The 19601-nt window shown below is 62.7% G+C and carries 18 protein-coding genes and 2 pseudogenes; 16 read left to right on the top strand and 4 right to left on the bottom strand.

The window, feature by feature from the left end:
- Positions 1 to 203 precede the first annotated feature (203 nt).
- The 4 genes from CQ13_RS17315 (at position 204) to CQ13_RS17300 (ending at position 6278) form a co-directional block, all read left to right on the top strand.
- Positions 204 to 2471 carry an acyl-CoA dehydrogenase gene (locus CQ13_RS17315; protein WP_057844063.1) on the top strand — a complete coding sequence of 756 codons (2268 nt, stop codon included), beginning with the start codon at positions 204 to 206 and terminating at the stop codon, positions 2469 to 2471.
- Positions 2471 to 3754: an acetyl-CoA C-acetyltransferase gene (locus tag CQ13_RS17310; protein WP_057844062.1), complete on the top strand. Its 1284-nt coding sequence runs from the start codon at positions 2471 to 2473 to the stop codon at positions 3752 to 3754. The genes CQ13_RS17315 and CQ13_RS17310 overlap by 1 nt, the downstream gene beginning before the upstream one ends.
- Positions 3755 to 3756: 2 nt before the next feature.
- Positions 3757 to 5853, top strand: coding sequence for a 3-hydroxyacyl-CoA dehydrogenase NAD-binding domain-containing protein (locus CQ13_RS17305; RefSeq protein ID WP_057844061.1), 2097 nt, complete (start codon positions 3757 to 3759; stop codon positions 5851 to 5853).
- Positions 5854 to 5927: 74 nt separating this feature from the next.
- Positions 5928 to 6278 carry an acyl-CoA thioesterase gene (locus CQ13_RS17300; RefSeq protein WP_156433732.1) on the top strand — a complete coding sequence of 117 codons (351 nt, stop codon included), beginning with the start codon at positions 5928 to 5930 and terminating at the stop codon, positions 6276 to 6278.
- A 138-nt stretch (positions 6279 to 6416) separates the two neighbouring features.
- Here CQ13_RS17300 and CQ13_RS17295 read toward each other — a convergent pair.
- Positions 6417 to 6716, bottom strand: a pseudogene (locus tag CQ13_RS17295) (YMGG-like glycine zipper-containing protein); the annotation flags it as partial.
- 144 nt (positions 6717 to 6860) lie between these two features.
- On the opposite strand from CQ13_RS17295, the gene CQ13_RS17290 reads away from it, so the two are divergent.
- Positions 6861 to 7049, top strand: coding sequence for a hypothetical protein (locus CQ13_RS17290; protein WP_057844059.1), 189 nt, complete (start codon positions 6861 to 6863; stop codon positions 7047 to 7049).
- Between the two features lie 24 nt (positions 7050 to 7073).
- On the opposite strand, the gene CQ13_RS17285 is transcribed toward CQ13_RS17290, so the two are convergent.
- A complete protein-coding gene (locus CQ13_RS17285) occupies positions 7074 to 7520 on the bottom strand; it encodes a nuclear transport factor 2 family protein (protein WP_057844140.1) in 447 nt (148 codons plus the stop codon).
- Between the two features lie 236 nt (positions 7521 to 7756).
- Here CQ13_RS17285 and CQ13_RS17280 point away from each other — a divergent pair, with 236 nt between their 5' ends.
- The gene (locus CQ13_RS17280; protein ID WP_057844058.1) at positions 7757 to 8599 is read left to right on the top strand and encodes a DeoR/GlpR family DNA-binding transcription regulator; all 843 of its coding nucleotides are present in this window, start codon (positions 7757 to 7759) and stop codon (positions 8597 to 8599) included.
- On the opposite strand, the gene CQ13_RS17275 is transcribed toward CQ13_RS17280, so the two are convergent.
- Complete coding sequence (locus CQ13_RS17275) at positions 8596 to 9201, bottom strand: CGNR zinc finger domain-containing protein (protein ID WP_057844057.1); 606 nt, start codon at positions 9199 to 9201, stop codon at positions 8596 to 8598. The two genes, CQ13_RS17280 and CQ13_RS17275, sit on opposite strands and share 4 nt — an antisense overlap.
- A gap of 88 nt (positions 9202 to 9289) precedes the next feature.
- Here CQ13_RS17275 and CQ13_RS17270 point away from each other — a divergent pair, with 88 nt between their 5' ends.
- A complete protein-coding gene (locus CQ13_RS17270; protein WP_063800098.1) occupies positions 9290 to 10216 on the top strand; it encodes a DMT family transporter in 927 nt (308 codons plus the stop codon).
- Between the two features lie 47 nt (positions 10217 to 10263).
- Positions 10264 to 10488: pseudogene (locus tag CQ13_RS17265) on the top strand (DeoR family transcriptional regulator); the annotation flags it as partial.
- A gap of 7 nt (positions 10489 to 10495) precedes the next feature.
- Here the strand turns inward: CQ13_RS17265 and CQ13_RS46440 are convergent.
- Complete coding sequence (locus CQ13_RS46440; RefSeq protein ID WP_082637523.1) at positions 10496 to 11089, bottom strand: LysR family transcriptional regulator; 594 nt, start codon at positions 11087 to 11089, stop codon at positions 10496 to 10498.
- Between the two features lie 130 nt (positions 11090 to 11219).
- On the opposite strand from CQ13_RS46440, the gene CQ13_RS17255 reads away from it, so the two are divergent.
- The 8 genes from CQ13_RS17255 to CQ13_RS17220 all read left to right on the top strand — a co-directional run bounded on the left by CQ13_RS17255 (position 11220) and on the right by CQ13_RS17220 (position 19476).
- Complete coding sequence (locus CQ13_RS17255; protein WP_057844053.1) at positions 11220 to 11603, top strand: RidA family protein; 384 nt, start codon at positions 11220 to 11222, stop codon at positions 11601 to 11603.
- Positions 11604 to 11786: 183 nt separating this feature from the next.
- Positions 11787 to 13331 carry a glycerol-3-phosphate dehydrogenase gene (gene glpD, locus CQ13_RS17250; RefSeq protein WP_057844052.1) on the top strand — a complete coding sequence of 515 codons (1545 nt, stop codon included), beginning with the start codon at positions 11787 to 11789 and terminating at the stop codon, positions 13329 to 13331.
- Positions 13328 to 14467 carry an ABC transporter ATP-binding protein gene (locus CQ13_RS17245; RefSeq protein ID WP_057844051.1) on the top strand — a complete coding sequence of 380 codons (1140 nt, stop codon included), beginning with the start codon at positions 13328 to 13330 and terminating at the stop codon, positions 14465 to 14467. Before glpD ends, CQ13_RS17245 begins: the two co-directional genes overlap by 4 nt.
- Positions 14468 to 14479: 12 nt before the next feature.
- A complete protein-coding gene (locus CQ13_RS17240) occupies positions 14480 to 15568 on the top strand; it encodes an ABC transporter ATP-binding protein (RefSeq protein ID WP_057844050.1) in 1089 nt (362 codons plus the stop codon).
- Positions 15568 to 16470 carry a carbohydrate ABC transporter permease gene (locus CQ13_RS17235; RefSeq protein ID WP_057844049.1) on the top strand — a complete coding sequence of 301 codons (903 nt, stop codon included), beginning with the start codon at positions 15568 to 15570 and terminating at the stop codon, positions 16468 to 16470. The genes CQ13_RS17240 and CQ13_RS17235 overlap by 1 nt, the downstream gene beginning before the upstream one ends.
- The gene (locus tag CQ13_RS17230; RefSeq protein WP_057844139.1) at positions 16470 to 17276 is read left to right on the top strand and encodes a carbohydrate ABC transporter permease; all 807 of its coding nucleotides are present in this window, start codon (positions 16470 to 16472) and stop codon (positions 17274 to 17276) included. The genes CQ13_RS17235 and CQ13_RS17230 overlap by 1 nt, the downstream gene beginning before the upstream one ends.
- Before the next feature lie 2 nt (positions 17277 to 17278).
- Entirely contained in the window at positions 17279 to 17605 is a 327-nt protein-coding gene (locus tag CQ13_RS17225) for a DUF2160 domain-containing protein (RefSeq protein ID WP_057844048.1), read from the top strand.
- Between the two features lie 128 nt (positions 17606 to 17733).
- Entirely contained in the window at positions 17734 to 19476 is a 1743-nt protein-coding gene (locus CQ13_RS17220) for an ABC transporter substrate-binding protein (RefSeq protein ID WP_082637522.1), read from the top strand.
- Positions 19477 to 19601 lie beyond the last annotated feature (125 nt).

The raw sequence follows: 19601 nt of genomic DNA, 5'->3' as shown, positions 1-19601 counted from the left end.
TCCGGCAACGTTGCTGGTTTCTAAACGCCGGACAATGCAGGCATTTTGGGAACGGGCCCGGGCCTCCGCCGTTATCTCCAAGTTCAGTTTCGCTTCATTTCCCGACGCGAAGCGTCCCCGAAACTCGTGCTTTTCAGCTAGGATGAACCCATGTTTGGTATAGGTGAGGCGAGACGTCGCGCCCCGATCATGAGGAGGTCGCCATGAGCTTCCGCCGCGATTTCATCAGCAAACCGATCTTCGCTTTCGCGCGCGGCGCTATGCCCGCGATGTCCGACACCGAGCGGGAGGCGCTGGAGGCGGGCGACGTCTGGTGGGACGCCGATCTCTTCACCGGCAATCCCGACTGGTCGAAATTGCTGGCTGTCGCACCGGCGATGCTGACTGAAGAAGAAAAGGCCTTTCTCAACGGCCCTGTCGACGAGCTTTGCGCCATGCTCGACGAGTGGAAGATCAATTGGGAATGGCGCGATCTTCCGCCGGAGGCGTGGTCCTTCATCAAACGCCACAAATTCTTCGGCATGATCATTCCGAAGGAATTTGGCGGGCTCGGCTTCTCGCCTTATGCGCATTCGGAAGTGGTGCGAAAGCTATCGTCGCGCTCGCTGACCGCAGCCGTTACCGTGATGGTGCCGAATTCGCTCGGCCCGGGCGAGCTGTTGATGCGCTTCGGTACCAAGGAGCAGCAGGATAGATGGTTGCCGCGGCTCGCCGAAGGCGCCGACATTCCTTGCTTCGGCCTGACCAGCCCTGAAGCCGGCTCGGACGCGGCCTCGATGGTCGACACCGGCATCATCTGCAAGGGCAATTTCGAAGGCAAGGAAGTCATCGGCCTGCGGCTGAACTGGCACAAGCGATACATCACGCTGGGGCCGGTCTCGACGCTGCTCGGCCTCGCGTTCAAGGCCTATGATCCCGATCATCTCGTGGGCCAGCAGGAAGAGCTCGGTATTACCGTAGCCCTGATCCCGACCCATCTGCCCGGCGTTGAGATTGGCCGCCGCCATCTGCCGGCGATGCAGATGTTCCAGAACGGTCCGAACTGGGGTCGCGACGTGTTCATTCCGATGGACTACATCATCGGCGGGCAAGAGCGGCTCGGGCAGGGCTGGAAGATGCTGATGACGGCGCTCGCCGCCGGCCGCGGCATCTCGCTGCCGTCGCTGTCCGCCGCGGGGGCGGCGTATGCGGCACGCACCACCGGCGCCTATGCTCGCATCCGCGAGCAGTTCGGCATCTCCATCGGCAAGTTCGAAGGCATCGAGGAGCCGCTCGCGCGCATCGCCGGCACCGCCTATCTGCTCGATGCCGCGCGGCGGCTGACCTGCGCGGCGCTCAACCAGGGGCATCATCCCGCCATCATCTCCGGCATCATGAAGCTGCACGCTACCGAGCGGATGCGGATCGTGATCGACGACGCCATGGACATCCATGGCGGCAAGGCCGTGATCGATGGACCGCAGAATTACATGGGCAGCCTCTATCGCGCGGTGCCGGTCGGCATCACCGTTGAAGGCGCAAATATCCTCACGCGAAATCTGATCGTGTTCGGGCAAGGTGCGATCCGCGCTCATCCATTCCTACTCGACGAAATGAATGCGCTGGGTGAAGCCGACCGGCCTAAGGGCTTGGAAGCCTTCGACAAGGCGTTCTGGCGTCATGTCGGCCACAGCTTCAAGACCATGTTCCGTGCCTGGGGCCGAAGCTGGACCTTCGGCCTGTTTGCGCCAGCGCCCGATGCCGGCGAGGCGACGCGGTTCTACCGCCAGCTCTCGCGCTATTCCGCAGGCTTCGCGCTGTGCGCCGACATGGCGCTGTTGACGCTTGGCGGCGCGCTCAAGCGCAAGGAAATGCTCTCGGCCCGGTTCGGCGACATTCTGTCCGAACTGTATTTGCTGTCCGCCGCGCTGAAACGCTGGCAGGACGAGGGACGGCAGAAGGAAGATTTCGCCGCGCTCGAATGGTGCATGGCTACGGGCTTTCGCACCATCGAGAACCGCTTTGCGGAAATTCTGGCCAACCTGCCGAACCGGTTCGTGGCGGTGATCCTGAAATTCCTGATCCAGCCGTTCGGTGCGCGCGTGCTCGGCCCCTCCGACCGCATCGTGCATCAATGCGCGCAGCTGGTGCTGGAGCCATCGGCGGCGCGCGACCGGCTCACCTCCGGTCTGTCAGCCGTCGATGATGATGGCGGCATCGCGCGGCTGGAGAAGGCGTTCCGGCTGGTGACGGCTGCGGACGACGTCGCAAAGCAGATGCGCGCCGCGCGGCTGCATGACTGGAAAGAGGCGGTGAAGAAGGGTGTCATCACTCAGGCCCAGGGCGAGAAGCTGCAGGCTGCACATGAAGCCGTTGCCAAGGTGATCGAGGTCGACGATTTCGCGCCCGAGGCGTTGTCGCCGATTTACAGCGAGGGGGCCGACGTGCATCAGTTCTTCCAGGAACTGGGTGAACAGAGGGCGGCAAGCTGATGGCGCGACCGGTCTTTATCGTCGACGGCAGCCGGACGCCGTTCCTGAAAGCGCGCTCCGGCCCGGGACCCTTCACGCCAGTTGATCTCGCCGTTCAATGCGGGCGTCCGCTGTTGGCGCGGCAACCCTTTGCGCCATCGGCGTTCGATCAGGTCATCCTCGGCTGCGTCAACGTCATCGCCGACGAAATGAATCCGGCCCGTGTCGCCGCGCTCCGGCTCGGCATGGGCGAGAAGATGGTCGCCTTCACCGTGCAGATCAATTGCGGCTCCGGCATGCAGTCGATCGACACCGGCTATCGTTACATCCGCGAGGGCGTCTCCGACCTGATCCTGGCCGGCGGCGCCGAAGCGCTGAGCCATGCCCCGCTGGTCTGGCCGCAACAGGGCGTGCGCTGGTTCGCTGGGCTTGCAGGGGCGAAAGGCATCGGCGCGAAAGTCATGGCTGCGCTGAAAGTGAAGCCCGGCTATTTCAAGCCGATCATCGGGCTTGAGCGCGGCCTGACCGATCCCATCACCGATCTCAATATGGGTCAGACCGCCGAAGTGGTCGGCCATCTCTTCGGCATCACCCGCGCGCAATCGGATGCCTATGCTGCCGAAAGCCACAGGCGGCTCGCAAACGCGCAGTCGCAAGGTTGGCTCAAGGGCGAGGTCGAAACCGCATTCGCGCGCGATGGAACGTTCTACGATCACGACGACGGCGTGCGGCCGGACTCGACACCGGAGAGCTTGGCAAAGCTGAAGCCGGTGTTTGAGCGTCCCTGGGGTAAGGTCACCGCCGGCAATTCCTCGCAGATCACCGATGGCGCGTCCTGGGTGATCCTGGCTTCCGAAGAGGCCGTGGCCAGGCACGGCCTGACGCCGAAGGCGGTCATCCTCGACAGCCAGTGGTCGGCGCTCGATCCCGGCATCATGGGCCTGGGACCGGTGCTGTCGGCGACGGAGCTTCTCAAGCGCAACAAGCTGACGCTTTCGGATATCGAGAGCTGGGAATTGAACGAGGCCTTTGCGACGCAGGTGCTGGGCTGCCTCGCCGCCTGGAACGACGAAAAATTCTGCAATGAGATTCTCGGCCTCGACGGCGCGGCGGGCGAGCTCGATCAGACAAAGTTGAACGTCGATGGTGGCGCGATCAGCCTCGGCCATCCCGTGGGCTGCAGCGGCAACCGCATCGTGCTGCATTTGGTCAACGCCATGAAGCGATTGGGCACCAGGCGCGGCATCGCCACCGAATGCATCGGCGGCGGGCAGGGCGGCGCGATGCTGATAGAGACGGTGTGAGCATGGATAGCCAGATCATGAACGTTCTCGGCGATCGCGTGCTCGAACTCGGGCCGAAGTCTGACGCTGAGGGCCCGTACAAGAATTTCAGGCTGACCCGCGATGGCGACGGCGTCGCCTGGCTCTTGTTCGATCGCGAAGGCACCAGCGCCAACACGCTGTCCGCCGATCTGATCGAGGAACTCAGCAACGTGTTGTCCGAGCTGGAAACCGCGCGGCCTACCGGCCTCGTCATCCGCTCCGCCAAAAAATCCGGCTTCATCGCCGGCGCCGACGTCAATGCCTTTCGCGGCGCCACCGATGTGACAGCAGTCGAGGCCGAGATCGGCCGCGCGCATGCCGTGATCGATCGGCTCGAAGCCCTGCGGGTTCCGAGCGTGGCCGTGATCCACGGCTTCTGCCTCGGCGGCGGCCTCGAAGTGGCGCTGGCCTGTCAGATGCGGATCGCAATCGAGGACGCGCGGTTTGGCTTCCCCGAGGTGATGCTCGGCCTCCACCCCGGTCTTGGCGGCACCGTGCGCTTCACGCGGCTTGTCAATCCGATGCAGGCGATGCCGCTGATGCTGACCGGCAAGACCATCGATGCCCGCCGCGCAAAATCGCTCGGACTGGTCGATGCCGTGACGCAGGAGCGGCATGTCTTGAATGCCGTGAAGGAAGCCGTGTCCGGCCGCTTGAACCGCGCGAAGCCCGGTTTTCTCAATTCCGTTCTCAGCCTCGGCCCGATCAAGGGCTTTCTCGCCTCGCGTATGCGCCGCGAGGCCGGCAAGGCGGCGCGCGAGGAGCATTATCCCGCGCCCTATGCGCTGATCGATCTCTGGGAAAGGCACGGCGGCGACCGGCGGGCGATGCTGAGTGCGGAGAAAGCGTCTTTCGCCAGACTGATGGTGACGCCGACCGCGCAGAACCTGATCCGCGTGTTCTTCCTGCGCGAGCAGATGAAGAAGCTCGCGGGTTCCGGCAACAGGATCGAGCATGTTCACGTCATCGGCGCCGGCGCCATGGGTGGCGACATCGCCGCCTGGTGCGCCGGCCAGGATTTGCGGGTGACGCTCGCCGACATGAAGCCGGAGCCGATCGCAGGCGCGATCAAGCGCGCCGCCGATCTCTACGGAAAGATCCTGCGCAAGCGGACCGCCGTGCGCGATGCACTGGACCGGCTGATGCCGGATATGCAGGCCGAGGGCGTCCGCAACGCCGATCTCATCATCGAGGCGGTGCCGGAAAAGCTGGAGCTGAAGCAGAAGGTTTATGCCGACCTCGAACCGAAGATGAAGCCCGGCGCGATTCTTGCTACCAACACGTCGAGCATCCCGCTGCAGGACCTGCGCACCACGCTGCAAAAACCCGAGCGGCTGCTCGGGCTGCACTTCTTCAATCCGGTGTCGCGGCTGCAACTCATCGAGGTCGTCAGCCATGACGGTACCGACGCGCAACTCTTGAGGGAAGCGCTCGCCTTCGTCGGCGCCATCGACCGGTTGCCGCTGCCCGTAAAATCGTCGCCCGGCTTCCTCGTCAACCGCGCGCTGACGCCCTACATGCTGGAAGCGATGCTGATGCTGGACGAGAAGATCGACAAGACGGTGATCGACGCCGCCGCGAAAAAGTTCGGCATGCCGATGGGGCCGATCGAACTCGCCGACCAGGTCGGCCTCGACATCTGTCTCGACGTAGGCGACATGCTGCGCTCGAAGTTCGGTGACGCGCTTCCGCCGACGCCGGCCTGGTTGCGGGAGAAGGTTGCCAGAGGCGAACTCGGCCGTAAGTCGGGCAAGGGCTTTTACACCTGGAAGGGCGACAAGGCCGATACCTCATCCGGCCTGCCCGCGACATCGGAACCCTCGGCGGAGATGATCGACAGGCTGATCCTGCCGATATCGAATGTCTGTGTCGCCTGCTTGCGCGAAGGCATCGTCGACGATGCCGACGCGGTCGACGGCGCCGTCATCTTCGGCACCGGCTACGCGCCGTTCCGCGGCGGTCCCTTGAACTATGCGCGAACCCGAGGGGTGGAGAACGTGGTCTCGACGCTGCGGGCGCTCACGGAAAAATTCGGCGGAAGATTTGCGCCGGATGCTGGTTGGGAGAATTTCAAGTGAACGAACCCCGTCTGCACGCGCCGGTCTCGACCGAGAGCGAGACCCGCGGTGATCTCTGCATTCGCACGCTGGCGATGCCGGCCGACACCAACGCCAATGGCGACATCTTCGGCGGCTGGCTCTTGAGCCAGATGGATATCGGCGGCGGCGTGTTCGCTTCCAAGATCGCGAAATCGCGCACGGTGACGGTCGCAATCGAGGCGATGAATTTCCGCAAGGCCGTCTATGTCGGCGACCTCGTTTCAGTCTACGCCAATCTGGTGCGGGTCGGGCGCACCTCGATCATGGTGCATCTCGAAGCCTGGGTCGTGCGCCGCAAGGAGTTGCAACAGATCCTGGTGACCGACGGCAACTTCACCTACGTCTCGATCGACGACAACGGCCGTCCGCAGCCGGTCAGTCCGGACGGCGTGATCAAGACCTAAATCTTACGGGCAGGGACGCTCGTAGCCGTCACGGCCGATGAAGGTGCCGCGGCGCGGGTCATAAGTCTGCGAGCGCATGCAGCGCGGCGTGTCGTCGTAATACCGGGGCGGCGGGGGTGCGTATTGCGCCTGGACGCCGCAATAGCGCGGCGAAACTTCCTGCCACCCGCCGGGCTGCTCCACGTAGCAGCCGCCCTGATAGTAGCGATAGCCGCCGGGCCGCGGCTCGCCCTGGGCGCCGATCGCAGCACCCGTCGTCGCCCCGACGATCGCGCCAACCGCCGCACCGCGGCCGCCGCCAAGCGCGCCGCCGACAATCGCGCCCGCCGCGCCGCCGAACAGTGCGCCGCCGAGCGTGCTTTCCTGCGCCGCCGCCTCCTGGAGCGGTGCGCAAGCCGCAAGGGCAATCAGCATCGAGAGTGCGAATTTCGGCATCATGTCAGTTCTCCGGCCATTTGGACGATTCGCTAGCGTGTTCCGCGACCAGCTTTGGCATAGGTTGGCCTTGCGGCGCAACGCCGGAAGCAGGAACAATTGCCCGTGCAACCCGTTGTAGGCCCGGAATAAATCTGAGGCTGGGCCATGTCGGACACCTACATCATTGAAGTCGGCTCACAGCCGGCTGGGATCATCGTGCGCGCTCCCGGCGGCTATCGGTTCTTTGCCGCCTCGCACCGTTTCAACCGGCTGGAAGGGCAGATATTCCGCAACGCGCGCGAAGCCGAGCGTGCGGCCTACCGTCTCGTCAGCGGGATGACGCTGGCGGCGTAACCGCCAGCGCCGGTCTTCCGGCGGTCAGAGCTTGGTGGCCGACCGCGACAGCAGCTTCCAGTCCGAACCCTGTTTCTGCCAGTTCATCAGGACGTGCAGGTTCTGCGGAACCTTTTTGCCGTCGGCCGCAAATTCCTGCTCGCCTACAAAATTGAAGCGCACGATGGCCGCCGGGCCGACGATACGGATGGTGGGGTTCTTGTATTCAAGCGAGGTCCATTTGTATTTCGCATTCTTGACGCCTGCCAGCAGTGCCGCCTTGTCGTCGACAGCTCCGCTGGAGTGGCTGTAGCTGAGTTCTTCCGCGCAGAGCGGGGCGATGCCGTCGGCATTGCCGGCCGCCTGCGCTGCACGGAAGGCTTCGACGTTCTTCGCGATGGCATCCTCGTCCGCGCCGGCAAAAGCGGGGACCACGCTCATGAACCCCAGTGCGAGTACGGGCAAGGCGAACTGACGGCGATCGATCTTCATGGTTTCCTCCATTCGTTTCTGGTTGTGATCACAGTGTTGCAGCCACAAATTGCTTTATCGAGCGGCCGGGCGCATGTGCGGCTCGCACGGCTTCGGGCGGCGGTCGCCTTAACCAGGATTCGTTGTTTCGCCCTGCCAAACGCCTTTGCGGCCGATCTCCCTCGTTGACCGCGCTCCTAATCAGCCGCACCATAACGGCATCTTTGTGCCCAAGTCTGTTCTTCAGGGGTGCTGCCATGGCCGGATTGTCCCACCGTCAGACTGAAATCCTCAACATTGCCCGCGCCTTTGGCCGGGTGATGGTGGAAGATCTCGCCAAGCGGTTTGAGGTCTCGGCGCAGACCATCCGAAAAGACCTCAACGACCTTTGCGACCAGCGCTCGCTGACGCGCATCCATGGCGGCGCCATTATCGCCTCCGGCGTGGAGAACCTCGCCTATGAGGCGCGGCGCTTCGTGGCGGCAGAGGAAAAGCGGGCGATCGGCGTGGCCGCTGCATCGCGGATTCCGAACGGCTGCTCGCTGTTCATCAACATTGGCACCACGACAGAAGAAGTCGCGAGCGCGCTAACCTCGCATGAGGACCTGCTCGTCATCACCAACAACCTCAACGTCGCGATGCTCTTGTATCGGCATCCGCGCATCGAGGTGATCGTAGCGGGCGGTGCGGTGCGTCGCGCCGACGGCGCGGTGATCGGCTCGACCGCGATCAGCCTGATCGGGCAGTTCAAGGTCGACTACGCCATCATCGGCGCATCCGCGATCGATGAGGAGGGCGCGCTGTTGGACTTCGATTATCGCGAGGTGCAGGCCGCGCAAGCGATCATCGCCAACGCCCGCAGCGTCATGCTGGTCGCGGATTCCACAAAACTCCGCCGCAGCGCGCCGGTGCGCATCGCCCATCTCAGCCAGATCCAGACCTTTGTGACTGACGCGCCGTTGCCGGCCGGTCTTGCCAGTATCTGCAGCCACCGTGGCATCGAGGTGGTCCAGGCGATGGAGAAGCCGGCGACGGATATCGATGATCCTGCTACTGAGCCTGCCGCGGCGACGGCCGCCGCGCCTATCCGCTTGCGCTAGTTTCTGGCCACGGCGCGCCGCCGCCGCTGTTTTTCGCGATTGCCGCACCCGATCATGCTGCACCATTGCCGGCGCTGGCTCTTGCTCGTGTCGAGGTAGTAGACATCGCAATCAGCGGCAGCGCATTTTCGGATTCTCGTGCGCTCCTCATCGACCAGGAGAGATTCGATCGCCAGCGCGCAGGCATGCAGCGGAATTTCGGGTGTTCGCGGCGAGCACCAGCGGTATCTGACCAATCCTCCCGACCGCGAACTGACCAGCGCTCGGGCTGCGTGGGCGGCCTTGATCGCGGCAGAGAGGGCGTCCAGGTCAGGCTGCCGCGTCGGCCGTCCAGAGACTTTCGCTCCCAGGATGTCGTGAAGGTGCTCGCGAAGCCTGCGCGCGCCTTTCACGATGCGACTGGGCGCCGGACCAAGCAGCCGCAGCAGCGGCTTAACAATCGGTGGCTCGATAAGTCCAGCCAATTCAGCGAACCGTACCAGGTCATGGTAAGTCGCAAGATTTTCGATTGGCTCGTTAGAGGGCCGTTCATCCAGCGTATTCACGAAATCGAGGGCTGGATGTCCGCCACTCCATTCAAAACCATCGCCGCGGTTGTTCATCTCGTCCTTGTTCGATGGCTCGTTCTGGCGTAACCGTTAAAATGCTCGATTCAGGTTATCGTTCCTGCGACCTTGATGGAAGTAAATCATGTCCGAGTTGGCCGCCGATCGGCGCGTGCCCGGGAATTACGTTCGCGGGGCTCTCTACGGACTCGCGGCCGTAAGTATCTGGTCGGGTTGGATTGTTGTGGCTCGGCTCGGGCTAAAGACGAGCCTTACACCGTGGGACATCGCGGCGCTTCGTTTCGGCGTGGCCGGCGTGCTCCTGCTGCCTTATGTGCTGCAGAAGGGTCTTGCGTTCGAACGCTTGGGCTTGATCGGATTGGCGGCAATCGTGCTTGGCGGTGGCGCTCCCGTGCTGCTCGCCAACACCGGGCTGCTGTTCGCCCCTGCGGCCCATGCCGGTGCCCTGTTTCCCGGAGTGATGCCGCTGGCGGTTGCCGTTCTGGCTGCGGCCTTCCTGCACGAGGCGTTCACGGGCGCGAAAAAGATTGGCTTCGCGCTGATCGTGATGGGCATCGCCGGCATCGCATGGGGCACGGCGGGGGCGGTCGATCCGAAGCAGACAACGGGACACGCGCTGTTCCTTGCCTCCGCGTTTGCCTGGGCCTGCTACACGGTGGCGATGCGGCGGGCGCGGCTTGACGGATTGCATGCTGCGGGCATCGCCGCGGTCGGCGCCATGATGCTCTATGTACCCGTCTACTTTCTTGCGGAGGGCGCAAGCCTCGGCAGGGCATCATGGGGTGACGTCGCTCTTCAGGCATTTGTCCAGGGCGTTCTGACGGCGATTGTTTCGCTGGTTTTTTACGGACGTGCGGTCAGCCTGCTCGGCGCTTCAAGCGGGGCCGCCTTTGCCTCACTATCTCCAGTCATGACCGCAGTGATGGCCATCCCGATTCTCGGGGAATGGCCGTTGATGCTGGACTGGATTGCTATCGCCTCGATCTCGGCCGGTGTTTACGTCGTGAGCGGCGGACCGCTGCCGCGCCGGGCCTACTCGGATTCTGCGTAGGCCAAAGCATCCCGGTGTGGCGTACCTGTTTCCGTCTTGCTTTCGTTGTCATGCTGGTCGCGGATTTCGAAAAACTCCGCCGCAGCGCGCCGGTGCGCATCGCCCATCTCAGCCAGATCCAGACCTTTGTGACTGACGCGCCGTTGCCGGCGGGTCTTGCCAGTATCTGCAGCCACCGTGGCATCGAGGTGGTCCAGGCGATGGAGAAGCCGGCGACGGATATCGATGATTCCGGCGGCGAGCCGGCTTCGACCGTGGTGCGGCTGAAGTAGCGGGCGATTATCCGGGCGAGCCGAGCAGCGATCTCGTTTTCAGGAACTCCCGACATTTGGCGAGGCCAGGCCAAACGACAAGAGAAGCCTGTGCATGGGGTGAGAATGCCTGGTGCAGATTCAGCACCTCCGCATGCATTCCCGGGTAAGGGCCCGGTCCCGGACGCAGGATCGCATCCAGCGCGCCACTTAAGAGGTTCGCGACATCATCGGTCGAGGTTATCAGAACATAGTCCGGCGACTGTTCTGTGTTCGCAAGTTTCGCCAACAGGCCATGCGGGTCGTCCGTCAAGTTCGGAGAAACACCCAGCCGCAACGCCTTAGTCGGCAATGTGCGCGCGACAGCATCCGCAGCCGCCGACATGCGCTCGAACGCATCGCTGATGGTGGGCAGCATGGCCTCGCCATGGCCGGTGAGGGTGAGGCCGCGGGGCATGCGCTGAAACAGCGGAACTCCCAAGATCTGCTCCAGATGCTTGATCTGCTGGCTGACGGCGCCCGGCGTTACCGAAAGCTCCTGCGCAGCCAGTTTGAAGCTGAGATGACGGCCGGCAGCCTCGAAGGCCCGCAGTCCGTTGAGCGGAGGCAGTCTGTAGCTCACCAGGATTCCATCCATAGGACGTTAGGCGCGCGCAGATTAGAAAATCTAACTGAACTGTCCAGGAAAAATGGTTTGTGCGCGACGAGTGCAGCGGTGCACGAGATGATGTTTTGAGGACAGGAGAAACCTAATGCACATCCGACGCATCAATGCCGAAACAGTAACCGTGCCGACGACTGGCTACAGCCAGGCGCTAGAGGTCAGCGGTCACACCCGTCTGCTTTTTGTAAGTGGCCAGATCCCGCTCAGCGTCGACGGCACCGTCCCTGAAGGCTTTGAAGCGCAGTGCAGGCTCGCTTGGCGAAACGTCGAGGCTCAGCTCAAGGCAGCCGGCATGACCCTCGACAATCTAGTCATGCACCGGACCTACCTTGCCGACCGGCGTTACGCCCTTCTCAATCGCTCCGTGCGAAACGAGGTACTTGGCGGACGGGAAACAGCGCTGACGGTGGTTATCGCTGGTATCTTCGACGAGGCGTGGCTTCTCGAAGTCGAGGCCGTGGCCGCGGGCTGATATCGAACCCATGCGCCGCGGTCTGAGCCCGTGGTACGGGCCTGTGCGGCCAAACCTGAACTTACCCTCAAGTAGGAAATTCGGTTCCCCGCTTTCGCCTTGCTTTCGTTTTTCTTTGTGATTAACTCTCATTCGAAAGCAAAATCGCCGAAGTGAAGAGGCGATCGCCGGGGAAGCGTTTCGTTGGATCGGATATTCGACATCGCCATTATCGGAGGCGGCATCAATGGCTGCGGCATCGCGCGCGACGCGGCGGGCCGGGGCTATTCCGTTTTCCTTTGTGAAATGAACGACTTGGCGAGCGGAACGTCATCCTGGTCGACCAAGCTGGTGCATGGGGGCTTACGCTACCTCGAGTATTACGAGTTCCGCCTGGTCCGCGAGGCGCTGATCGAGCGTGAAGTCCTGTGGCAGATCGCACCTCACATCATCCGTCCTTTGCGTTTCGTTTTGCCGCACCACGCTGGCTTGCGGCCGGCCTGGCTGCTCAGGTTAGGGTTGTTCCTGTACGACCATATCGGTGGCCGCCATCTGCTGCCGCCGACGCGCTCGGTCGATCTGGTCCATGACGAGGTGGGCAAACCCTTGATCGCCAACCGTTACAAGCGCGGTTTCGAATATTCCGATTGCTTCGTCGATGACGCGCGCCTTGTCGTGCTCACCGCACGCGACGCAGCCGATCGCGGCGCCGAAATTCACACCCGCTCGCGCGCGGTCGAGATCAGGCAGGTGAACGGCATCTGGCACGTCACCGTCGAGAAGGCCATTAGCGGCGAGCGCACCACCATCCAGGCGCGCGCGCTGGTCAATGCTGGCGGTCCGTGGGTGGAGCAGGTGCTGTCGTCGGGCTCAGGCGTCAACGCGCGGGCAAAGGTGCGGCTGGTGCAGGGCTCACACATCGTGGTGCGCAAGCTATATGAGCACGACCGCGCCTACATGTTCCAGAATGCCGACGGCCGCATCATCTTCGTCATCCCCTACCAGGACGACTTTACGCTGATCGGCACCACTGATCGCGACTACGACGGCGACCCCGCCAAGGTGAAAGCCAGCCCTGAGGAGATTCAATATCTCTGCGCCTCCGCCAGCGAGTACCTGAAGAAGACGGTACTGCCCGCGGATGTGGTCTGGACCTATTCCGGCGTTCGCCCGCTCTATGATGACGGCGCCAGCGAGGCCAAGGCCGCAACCCGCGATTACGTGTTCGAACTCGATACGCCCGGTGGTGCGCCGCTGCTATCGATCTATGGTGGTAAGATCACGACCTATCGGCGGCTCGCCGAGGAAGCACTGGAACGGCTTTCACCATATTTGAGCAGCGACAAAGCGAAAGAGGGCTGGACGGGCAAGGCGCCACTGCCTGGCGGCAACATGGATGTTTCGGCGGTCGCCGCGCTGACGGCAGAACTGACGCGGAAGTATCCGTTCCTCACCTCGGCGCATGCTGGCCGGCTCGCGCATGCCTATGGCACGCGCGCGGCAAAATTGCTCGGCAATGCGAAATCATTGACCGATCTAGGCCAGGCGTTTGGCGCTACCTTGACCGAAAGCGAGGTCCGGTACCTGATTTCGACCGAGTGGGCTTGCAGCGCCGAAGACGTGGTGTGGCGAAGGTCTAAACTCGGCTTGCGACTGTCGGCCGATGAAATCGCCGTGCTTGACGAATGGATCAAGGCCAACAGCGCCTCCGGTGAACGTACCTTGCGCGAAGTGGGAGGGCGGACATGAGCGTCACGCTCGAACACGTCACGCGAACCGTGGATGGCATGGCGACCATTCGCGACGTCTCGCTGACGCTGGAGCGCGGAACGCTGAGCGTGCTGCTCGGGCCGACGTTGTCGGGCAAGACCTCGATCATGCGGCTGCTCGCCGGCCTCGACAAGCCGTCAACAGGTCGCGTGCTGGTCGACGGCAACGACGTCACCGGCGCCGACGTGCGGCAGCGCTCGGTCGCAATGGTCTATCAGCAGTTCATCAATTATCCCTCGCTGACGGTGTACGAGAACATCGCCTCGCCCTTGCGGGTGCAGGGTCGGCCGCGCGAGGAGATTGACCGGCGCGTGCAGGAAGCCGCGAAACTCTTGCGGCTCGATCCCTATCTGAAGCGCACGCCGCTGCAGCTTTCCGGCGGCCAACAGCAGCGCACCGCGATCGCACGTGCGCTGGTCAAGGGCGCCGACCTCGTGCTGCTCGATGAGCCGCTCGCCAATCTCGATTACAAGCTCCGCGAGGAGCTGCGCACCGAACTGCCGCGCATCTTCGAGGCGTCGGGCGCGATCTTCGTCTATGCCACGACTGAGCCCTCGGAGGCGCTGCTGCTCGGCGGCAACACGGTGTGCATGTGGGAAGGCCAGGTGCTTCAGGCCGGCAATACATCGCAGGTCTATCGCCGTCCCGATACGCTGCGGGTCGCACAGGTATTTTCAGATCCGCCGCTCAACGTCGTCGGTATCGAGAAGAAGAACGGGCAGATCGCATATGCCGGTGGCATCCAGGCGCCGGCCACCGGGCTCTATGCGCAGCTTTCTGACGGCCTCTACCGCGTCGGTTTCCGCGCCCACCAGCTCGAAGTAGCGAACGGCATTGCCGGTCGCCACGCGTTTCACGCCACCGTCACCGTGACCGAGATCACCGGCTCGGAAAGTTTCGTGCATCTCAACCGCGACGCCTCCAACTGGGTTGCGGTGCTGCCGGGCGTGCATGAATACGAGCCCGGCCAGACGCTCGATGCCGTGCTCGATCCCGACAATGTCTTCGTGTTCGACGCCGCCGATCGCCTGGTCGCAGCGCCAGCCATCGCGTTTTCAAGCGAAATGCGTAGCGTTTCGCATGGAGAAAACGCATCAAAAGCCAAGAGCATGTGAGGGAGATGCGATATGGCACGCATTGACCTCGTCGATCTCGCGCATTCCTACGGCGGCAATGACGCTGCGCCCGAATCCTTTGCGTTGAAGCCGGTGACCATGACCTGGCGGCAGGGCGGGGCCTACGCGCTGCTCGGCCCCTCCGGCTGCGGCAAGACCACGCTGCTCAATCTGATCTCCGGCATCGTCACGCCGTCGCGCGGAAAAATCCTGTTCGACGGCGCCGATATCACGCCGCTGTCAACCCAGAAGCGCAACATCGCGCAGGTGTTCCAGTTTCCGGTGATCTACGACACGATGACGGTCGGGCAGAACCTGGCATTCCCACTGCAGAACCGCGGCGTGCCGAAGTCCGAGGTCGAGGCGCGGGTGAGGCAGATCGCCGATCTCCTCGATCTGACGTTCTATCTCGACCGCAAGGCGACGCGCCTGACCGCGGACGCCAAGCAGAAGATTTCGCTCGGCCGCGGCCTCGTCCGTTCCGACGTTGCCGCCGTACTATTCGACGAGCCGCTGACGGTGATCGATCCTGAATTGAAGTGGCAGTTGCGCTCGAAGTTGAAAGCGCTGCATCGCGAGCTCGATCTCACGATGATCTACGTCACCCATGACCAGACCGAGGCGCTGACTTTTGCCGATACGGTGGTGGTCATGCATGACGGCCGCGTGGTACAGAGCGGCACGCCGGCCGAACTGTTTGACAAGCCCGCCCATACATTCGTGGGTTACTTCATCGGCTCGCCCGGCATGAACATCGTGCCGGCTGTCGTGAGCGGGCATGAGGCCCGGATCGACGGCCACATCATCGGCCTGCACCGCAATTACGGCGTGCTGCCGGCGGGTGCGAAAATCGAAATCGGCGTGCGCCCGGAGTTCGTCAACATAGCCGCTCCCGCGTCGGGCCTGTTATCGGCCGCGATCGAACGGATCGACGATCTTGGTCGCGCCCGCTTTGCCCGCGTTCGCATCGGCGACGCAAAGTTTGCCGCGCGCGTGCCGCCCGGATTCTCCGTGCCCGACGACAACATGGTCGGGCTGGTGTTCGATCCCGCGCATGTTCACGTCTATGCCGACAGCCGTCTGGTCGAGGGGGTTGCCTGATGGACAAGATCGTCAATCAAAAAGCCTGGTTCCTGGTGCTGCCGGTATTCGCGGTGGTCGCGTTCTCCGCGATTCTGCCGCTGATGACGGTGGTGAACTATTCGATGCAGGACACGTTCGGCAACAACCAGTTCTTCTGGAACGGCGTCGGCTGGTTCAAGGAGCTGCTCGATCCCTCGACCGATCTCGGCGGCCGCTTCCTGGCGTCGCTTGGCCGCAATCTCTTGTTCTCTGCCATCATCCTGGCGATCGAGGTGCCGCTCGGTATCGTGGTGGCGCTGTCGATGCCGCGCGAGGGCTGGACCGTTGCCGTATGTCTTGTGATCCTCGCTTTGCCGCTGCTCATTCCGTGGAACGTGGTCGGCACGATCTGGCAGATTTTTGGCCGGCCCGATATCGGCCTGCTCGGCTATACGCTCAACAGCCTCGGCTTCGACTATAACTACGTTTCCAACGAGTTCGATGCCTGGGCGACCGTCATCGTGATGGACGTGTGGCACTGGACCAGCCTCGTCGCGCTGCTGTGCTATGCCGGGCTGAAGTCGATCCCGGACGCGTATTACCAGGCGGCTCAGATCGACGGCGCCTCGCGCTGGGCGGTGTTCAAGGCCATCCAATTGCCGAAGATGAACCGCGTGCTGCTGATCGCGGTGCTGCTGCGCTTCATGGACAGTTTTATGATCTACACCGAGCCGTTCGTCGTGACCGGCGGCGGTCCGGGCAACTCGACCACCTTCGTTTCGATCGAACTGGTCAAGATCGCGCTCGGGCAATTCGACCTCGGCAAGGCTGCCGCTCTCTCGCTCGTCTACAATCTCATTATCCTGATCGTGTGCTGGGTATTCTACACGGTCATGACCAATGTCGGGACCGAGCGTCCCCAGAAGAAGGGAGCCGCGTGATGCACTCGATTCCCGGCCGCCGCCTCATCATCTCGCTGTTTTTGATTTTCTTGCTGTTGCCGATCTACTGGCTCGTCAACATGAGCTTCAAGACCAATGCCGAGATCGTCACCACGATGACGCTTTGGCCGCACCAGCCGACGCTGGAAAACTACAAGCGCATCTTCACCGACGAGAGCTGGTATTCCGGCTACATCAACTCGCTGACCTATGTGTTGATCAACACCGTGATCTCGATCGCCGTGGCGTTGCCGGCCGCTTACGGCTTCTCGCGCTACCGCTTCCTCGGCGACAAGCATCTGTTCTTCTGGCTGTTGTCGAACCGCATGGCGCCGGCCGCGGTGTTCGCGCTGCCGTTCTTCAATCTCTACTCGGCGATCAATCTGTTCGATACGCCATGGGCGGTCGCGCTGGCGCATTGCATCTTCAATGTGCCGCTGGCGGTCTGGATTCTCGAAGGCTTCGTCTCGGGTGTGCCGCGCGAGATCGACGAAACCGCATTCCTCGACGGCTATTCGTTCCCGCGCTTCTTCGTGAAGATCCTGGTACCGCTGATCGCGAGCGGCATCGGCGTCGCCGCGTTCTTCTGCTTCATGTTCTCCTGGGTCGAATTGCTGCTGGCGCGTACCTTGACGTCGGTCAACGCCAAGCCGATCTCCGCGATCATGACCCGCACGGTCTCAGCCGCGGGCATGGATTGGGGCCTCTTGGCCGCCGCCGGCGTGCTCACCATCATTCCCGGTGCTTTGGTGATCTGGTTCGTCCGCAACTACATCGCGCGCGGTTTTGCGCTGGGCAGGGTGTAGCCATGGAAAACATCGCATGGATGGCCTGGACGCTGCCGACCGCGATCTTCTTCGTGATGCTGGCGCTGACGCTCGGCGTGATGACATGGCTTGGGATCGCGTATCCCGAAGCTGAGCGCGTCGGCATCCTGCGCATCCCGACCACCCGCGGCGACCGGCTGTTCATTTCGCTGGTGCTTGCCGCCGTCATTCATTTGCTGTGGATCGCCCTTGTCGGCACCGATCCGATCGCGACGCTGCCGATCGGGGAGGGCGTTGAGATTTCGAGCCTGTGGCTCGCAACCCTGATTTCGCTCGTTTCGGCCGTTGCGATCTTTCGCACGGTCTGAAACGGCGGAAAAAGACAGATCCGGGATCAACCCGGGCCTGAATATGTGTTTGTCGCTGCAACGGAGGATCCAACATGCGACGCTTGAGAGGAAGGAACGGTCCCTTGACCAAGGAGAGCTTTCTGACGATGACCAGCGCGGCTGCGCTGATCGCCGCATCCGTGACCATTGCCGCACCTGCGCGTGCGGACGACGCCGTCAACCAAAGGTGGATCGACAGCGAGTTCCAGCCCTCGACGCTGTCGAAGGCGGACCAGATGAAGGAGCTGCAATGGTTCGCCAAGGCCGCCGAGCCCTTTAAGGGCATGGAAATCAACGTCGTGTCGGAAACGATCACGACGCATGAATATGAATCGCGGACGCTGGCGAAAGCCTTCACCGAGATCACCGGGATCAAGGTCAAGCACGACCTGATCCAGGAAGGCGACGTCGTCGAGAAGCTGCAGACCCAGATGCAGTCCGGCAAGAACGTCTATGACGGCTGGATCAATGATAGCGACCTGATCGGAACCCACGTCCGCTACGGCCAGACCGTGATCCTGTCGGACTACATGACCGGTGAGGGCAAGGACGTCACCAACCCGCAGCTCGACGTCAATGACTTCATCGGCAAATCCTTCACCACGGGCCCGGACGGCAAGCTCTATCAGCTTCCCGACCAGCAGTTCGCGAACCTGTATTGGTTCCGTTACGACTGGTTCTCCAATCCGGAATACAAAGCCAAGTTCAAGGCCAAGTATGGCTATGAGCTCGGCGTTCCCGTGAACTGGTCGGCCTATGAGGACATCGCCGAGTTCTTCACCAACGACATCAAGGAGATCAATGGCGTCAAGGTCTATGGCCACATGGACTATGGCAAGAAGGATCCCTCGCTCGGTTGGCGTTTCACCGACGCCTGGCTGTCGATGGCCGGCAACGGCGACAAGGGCATCCCGAACGGCCTGCCGGTCGACGAATGGGGCATCCGCATGGACGGCTGCCGTCCGGTCGGCTCGTCGGTCGAGCGCGGCGGCGACACCAACGGCCCGGCGGCGGTCTATTCGATCACCAAGTACCTCGACTGGATGAAGAAGTATGCTCCGCCCCAGGCGCAAGGCATGACCTTCTCCGAAGCAGGTCCAGTGCCGGCGCAGGGCAACATCGCCCAGCAGATCTTCTGGTACACCGCCTTCACCGCCGACATGGTGAAGCCCGGTATCCCGGTCGTGAATGCCGACGGCACGCCGAAGTGGCGGATGGCGCCGTCGCCGCACGGCTCGTACTGGAAAGAGGGCATGAAGCTCGGCTATCAGGACGCCGGCTCCGCGACGCTGCTGAAGTCGACCCCGCCCGATCGCCGCAAGGCGGCCTGGCTCTATCTGCAGTTCATCAACTCCAAGACGGTCAGCTTGAAGAAGAGCCATGTCGGCCTCACGTTCGTGCGTGAATCCGACATCTGGGACAAGTCGTTCACCGAGCGTGCGCCGAAGCTCGGCGGCCTGATCGAGTTCTACCGCTCGCCGGCGCGCGTGCAGTGGACCCCGACCGGCAACAACGTGCCTGACTATCCGAAGCTCGCGCAATTGTGGTGGCAGAACATCGGCGACGCGTCGTCCGGCGCGAAGACGCCGCAAGCCGCGATGGATGCGCTGGCCGCAGCGCAGGACTCGGTGCTCGAACGCCTCGAGAAATCCGGCGTGCAGAAAGAGTGCGGGCCGAAGCTGAACAAGAAGGAGACGGCCGAGTTCTGGTTCGCCAAGGCCGAGAAGGACAAGACCATCGCGCCGCAGCGCAAGCTGGCGAACGAGAAGCCGAAGGGCGAGACGGTCGACTACGACGCGCTGATCAAGTCGTGGCCGGCGACGCCGCCGAAGCGGGCGGAGGCGAAGTAAGCTTCGCGCGTACGAGTGATGCAGACGAAAGGCCGGGAGCGATCCCGGCCTTTTTTCTTACCTCGCCCCGCTAAAGCGGGATGAGTTTAGGCTGAATCGATTTGGGATTCCCAAATCAGCGGGTT

Origin of the sequence: Bradyrhizobium retamae, assembly GCF_001440415.1 — a bacterium.
Classification (GTDB): domain Bacteria; phylum Pseudomonadota; class Alphaproteobacteria; order Rhizobiales; family Xanthobacteraceae; genus Bradyrhizobium; species Bradyrhizobium retamae.
The sequence above is the reverse complement of the archived record's forward strand: the minus strand, read 5'-3'. Positions and strand labels throughout refer to the sequence as shown.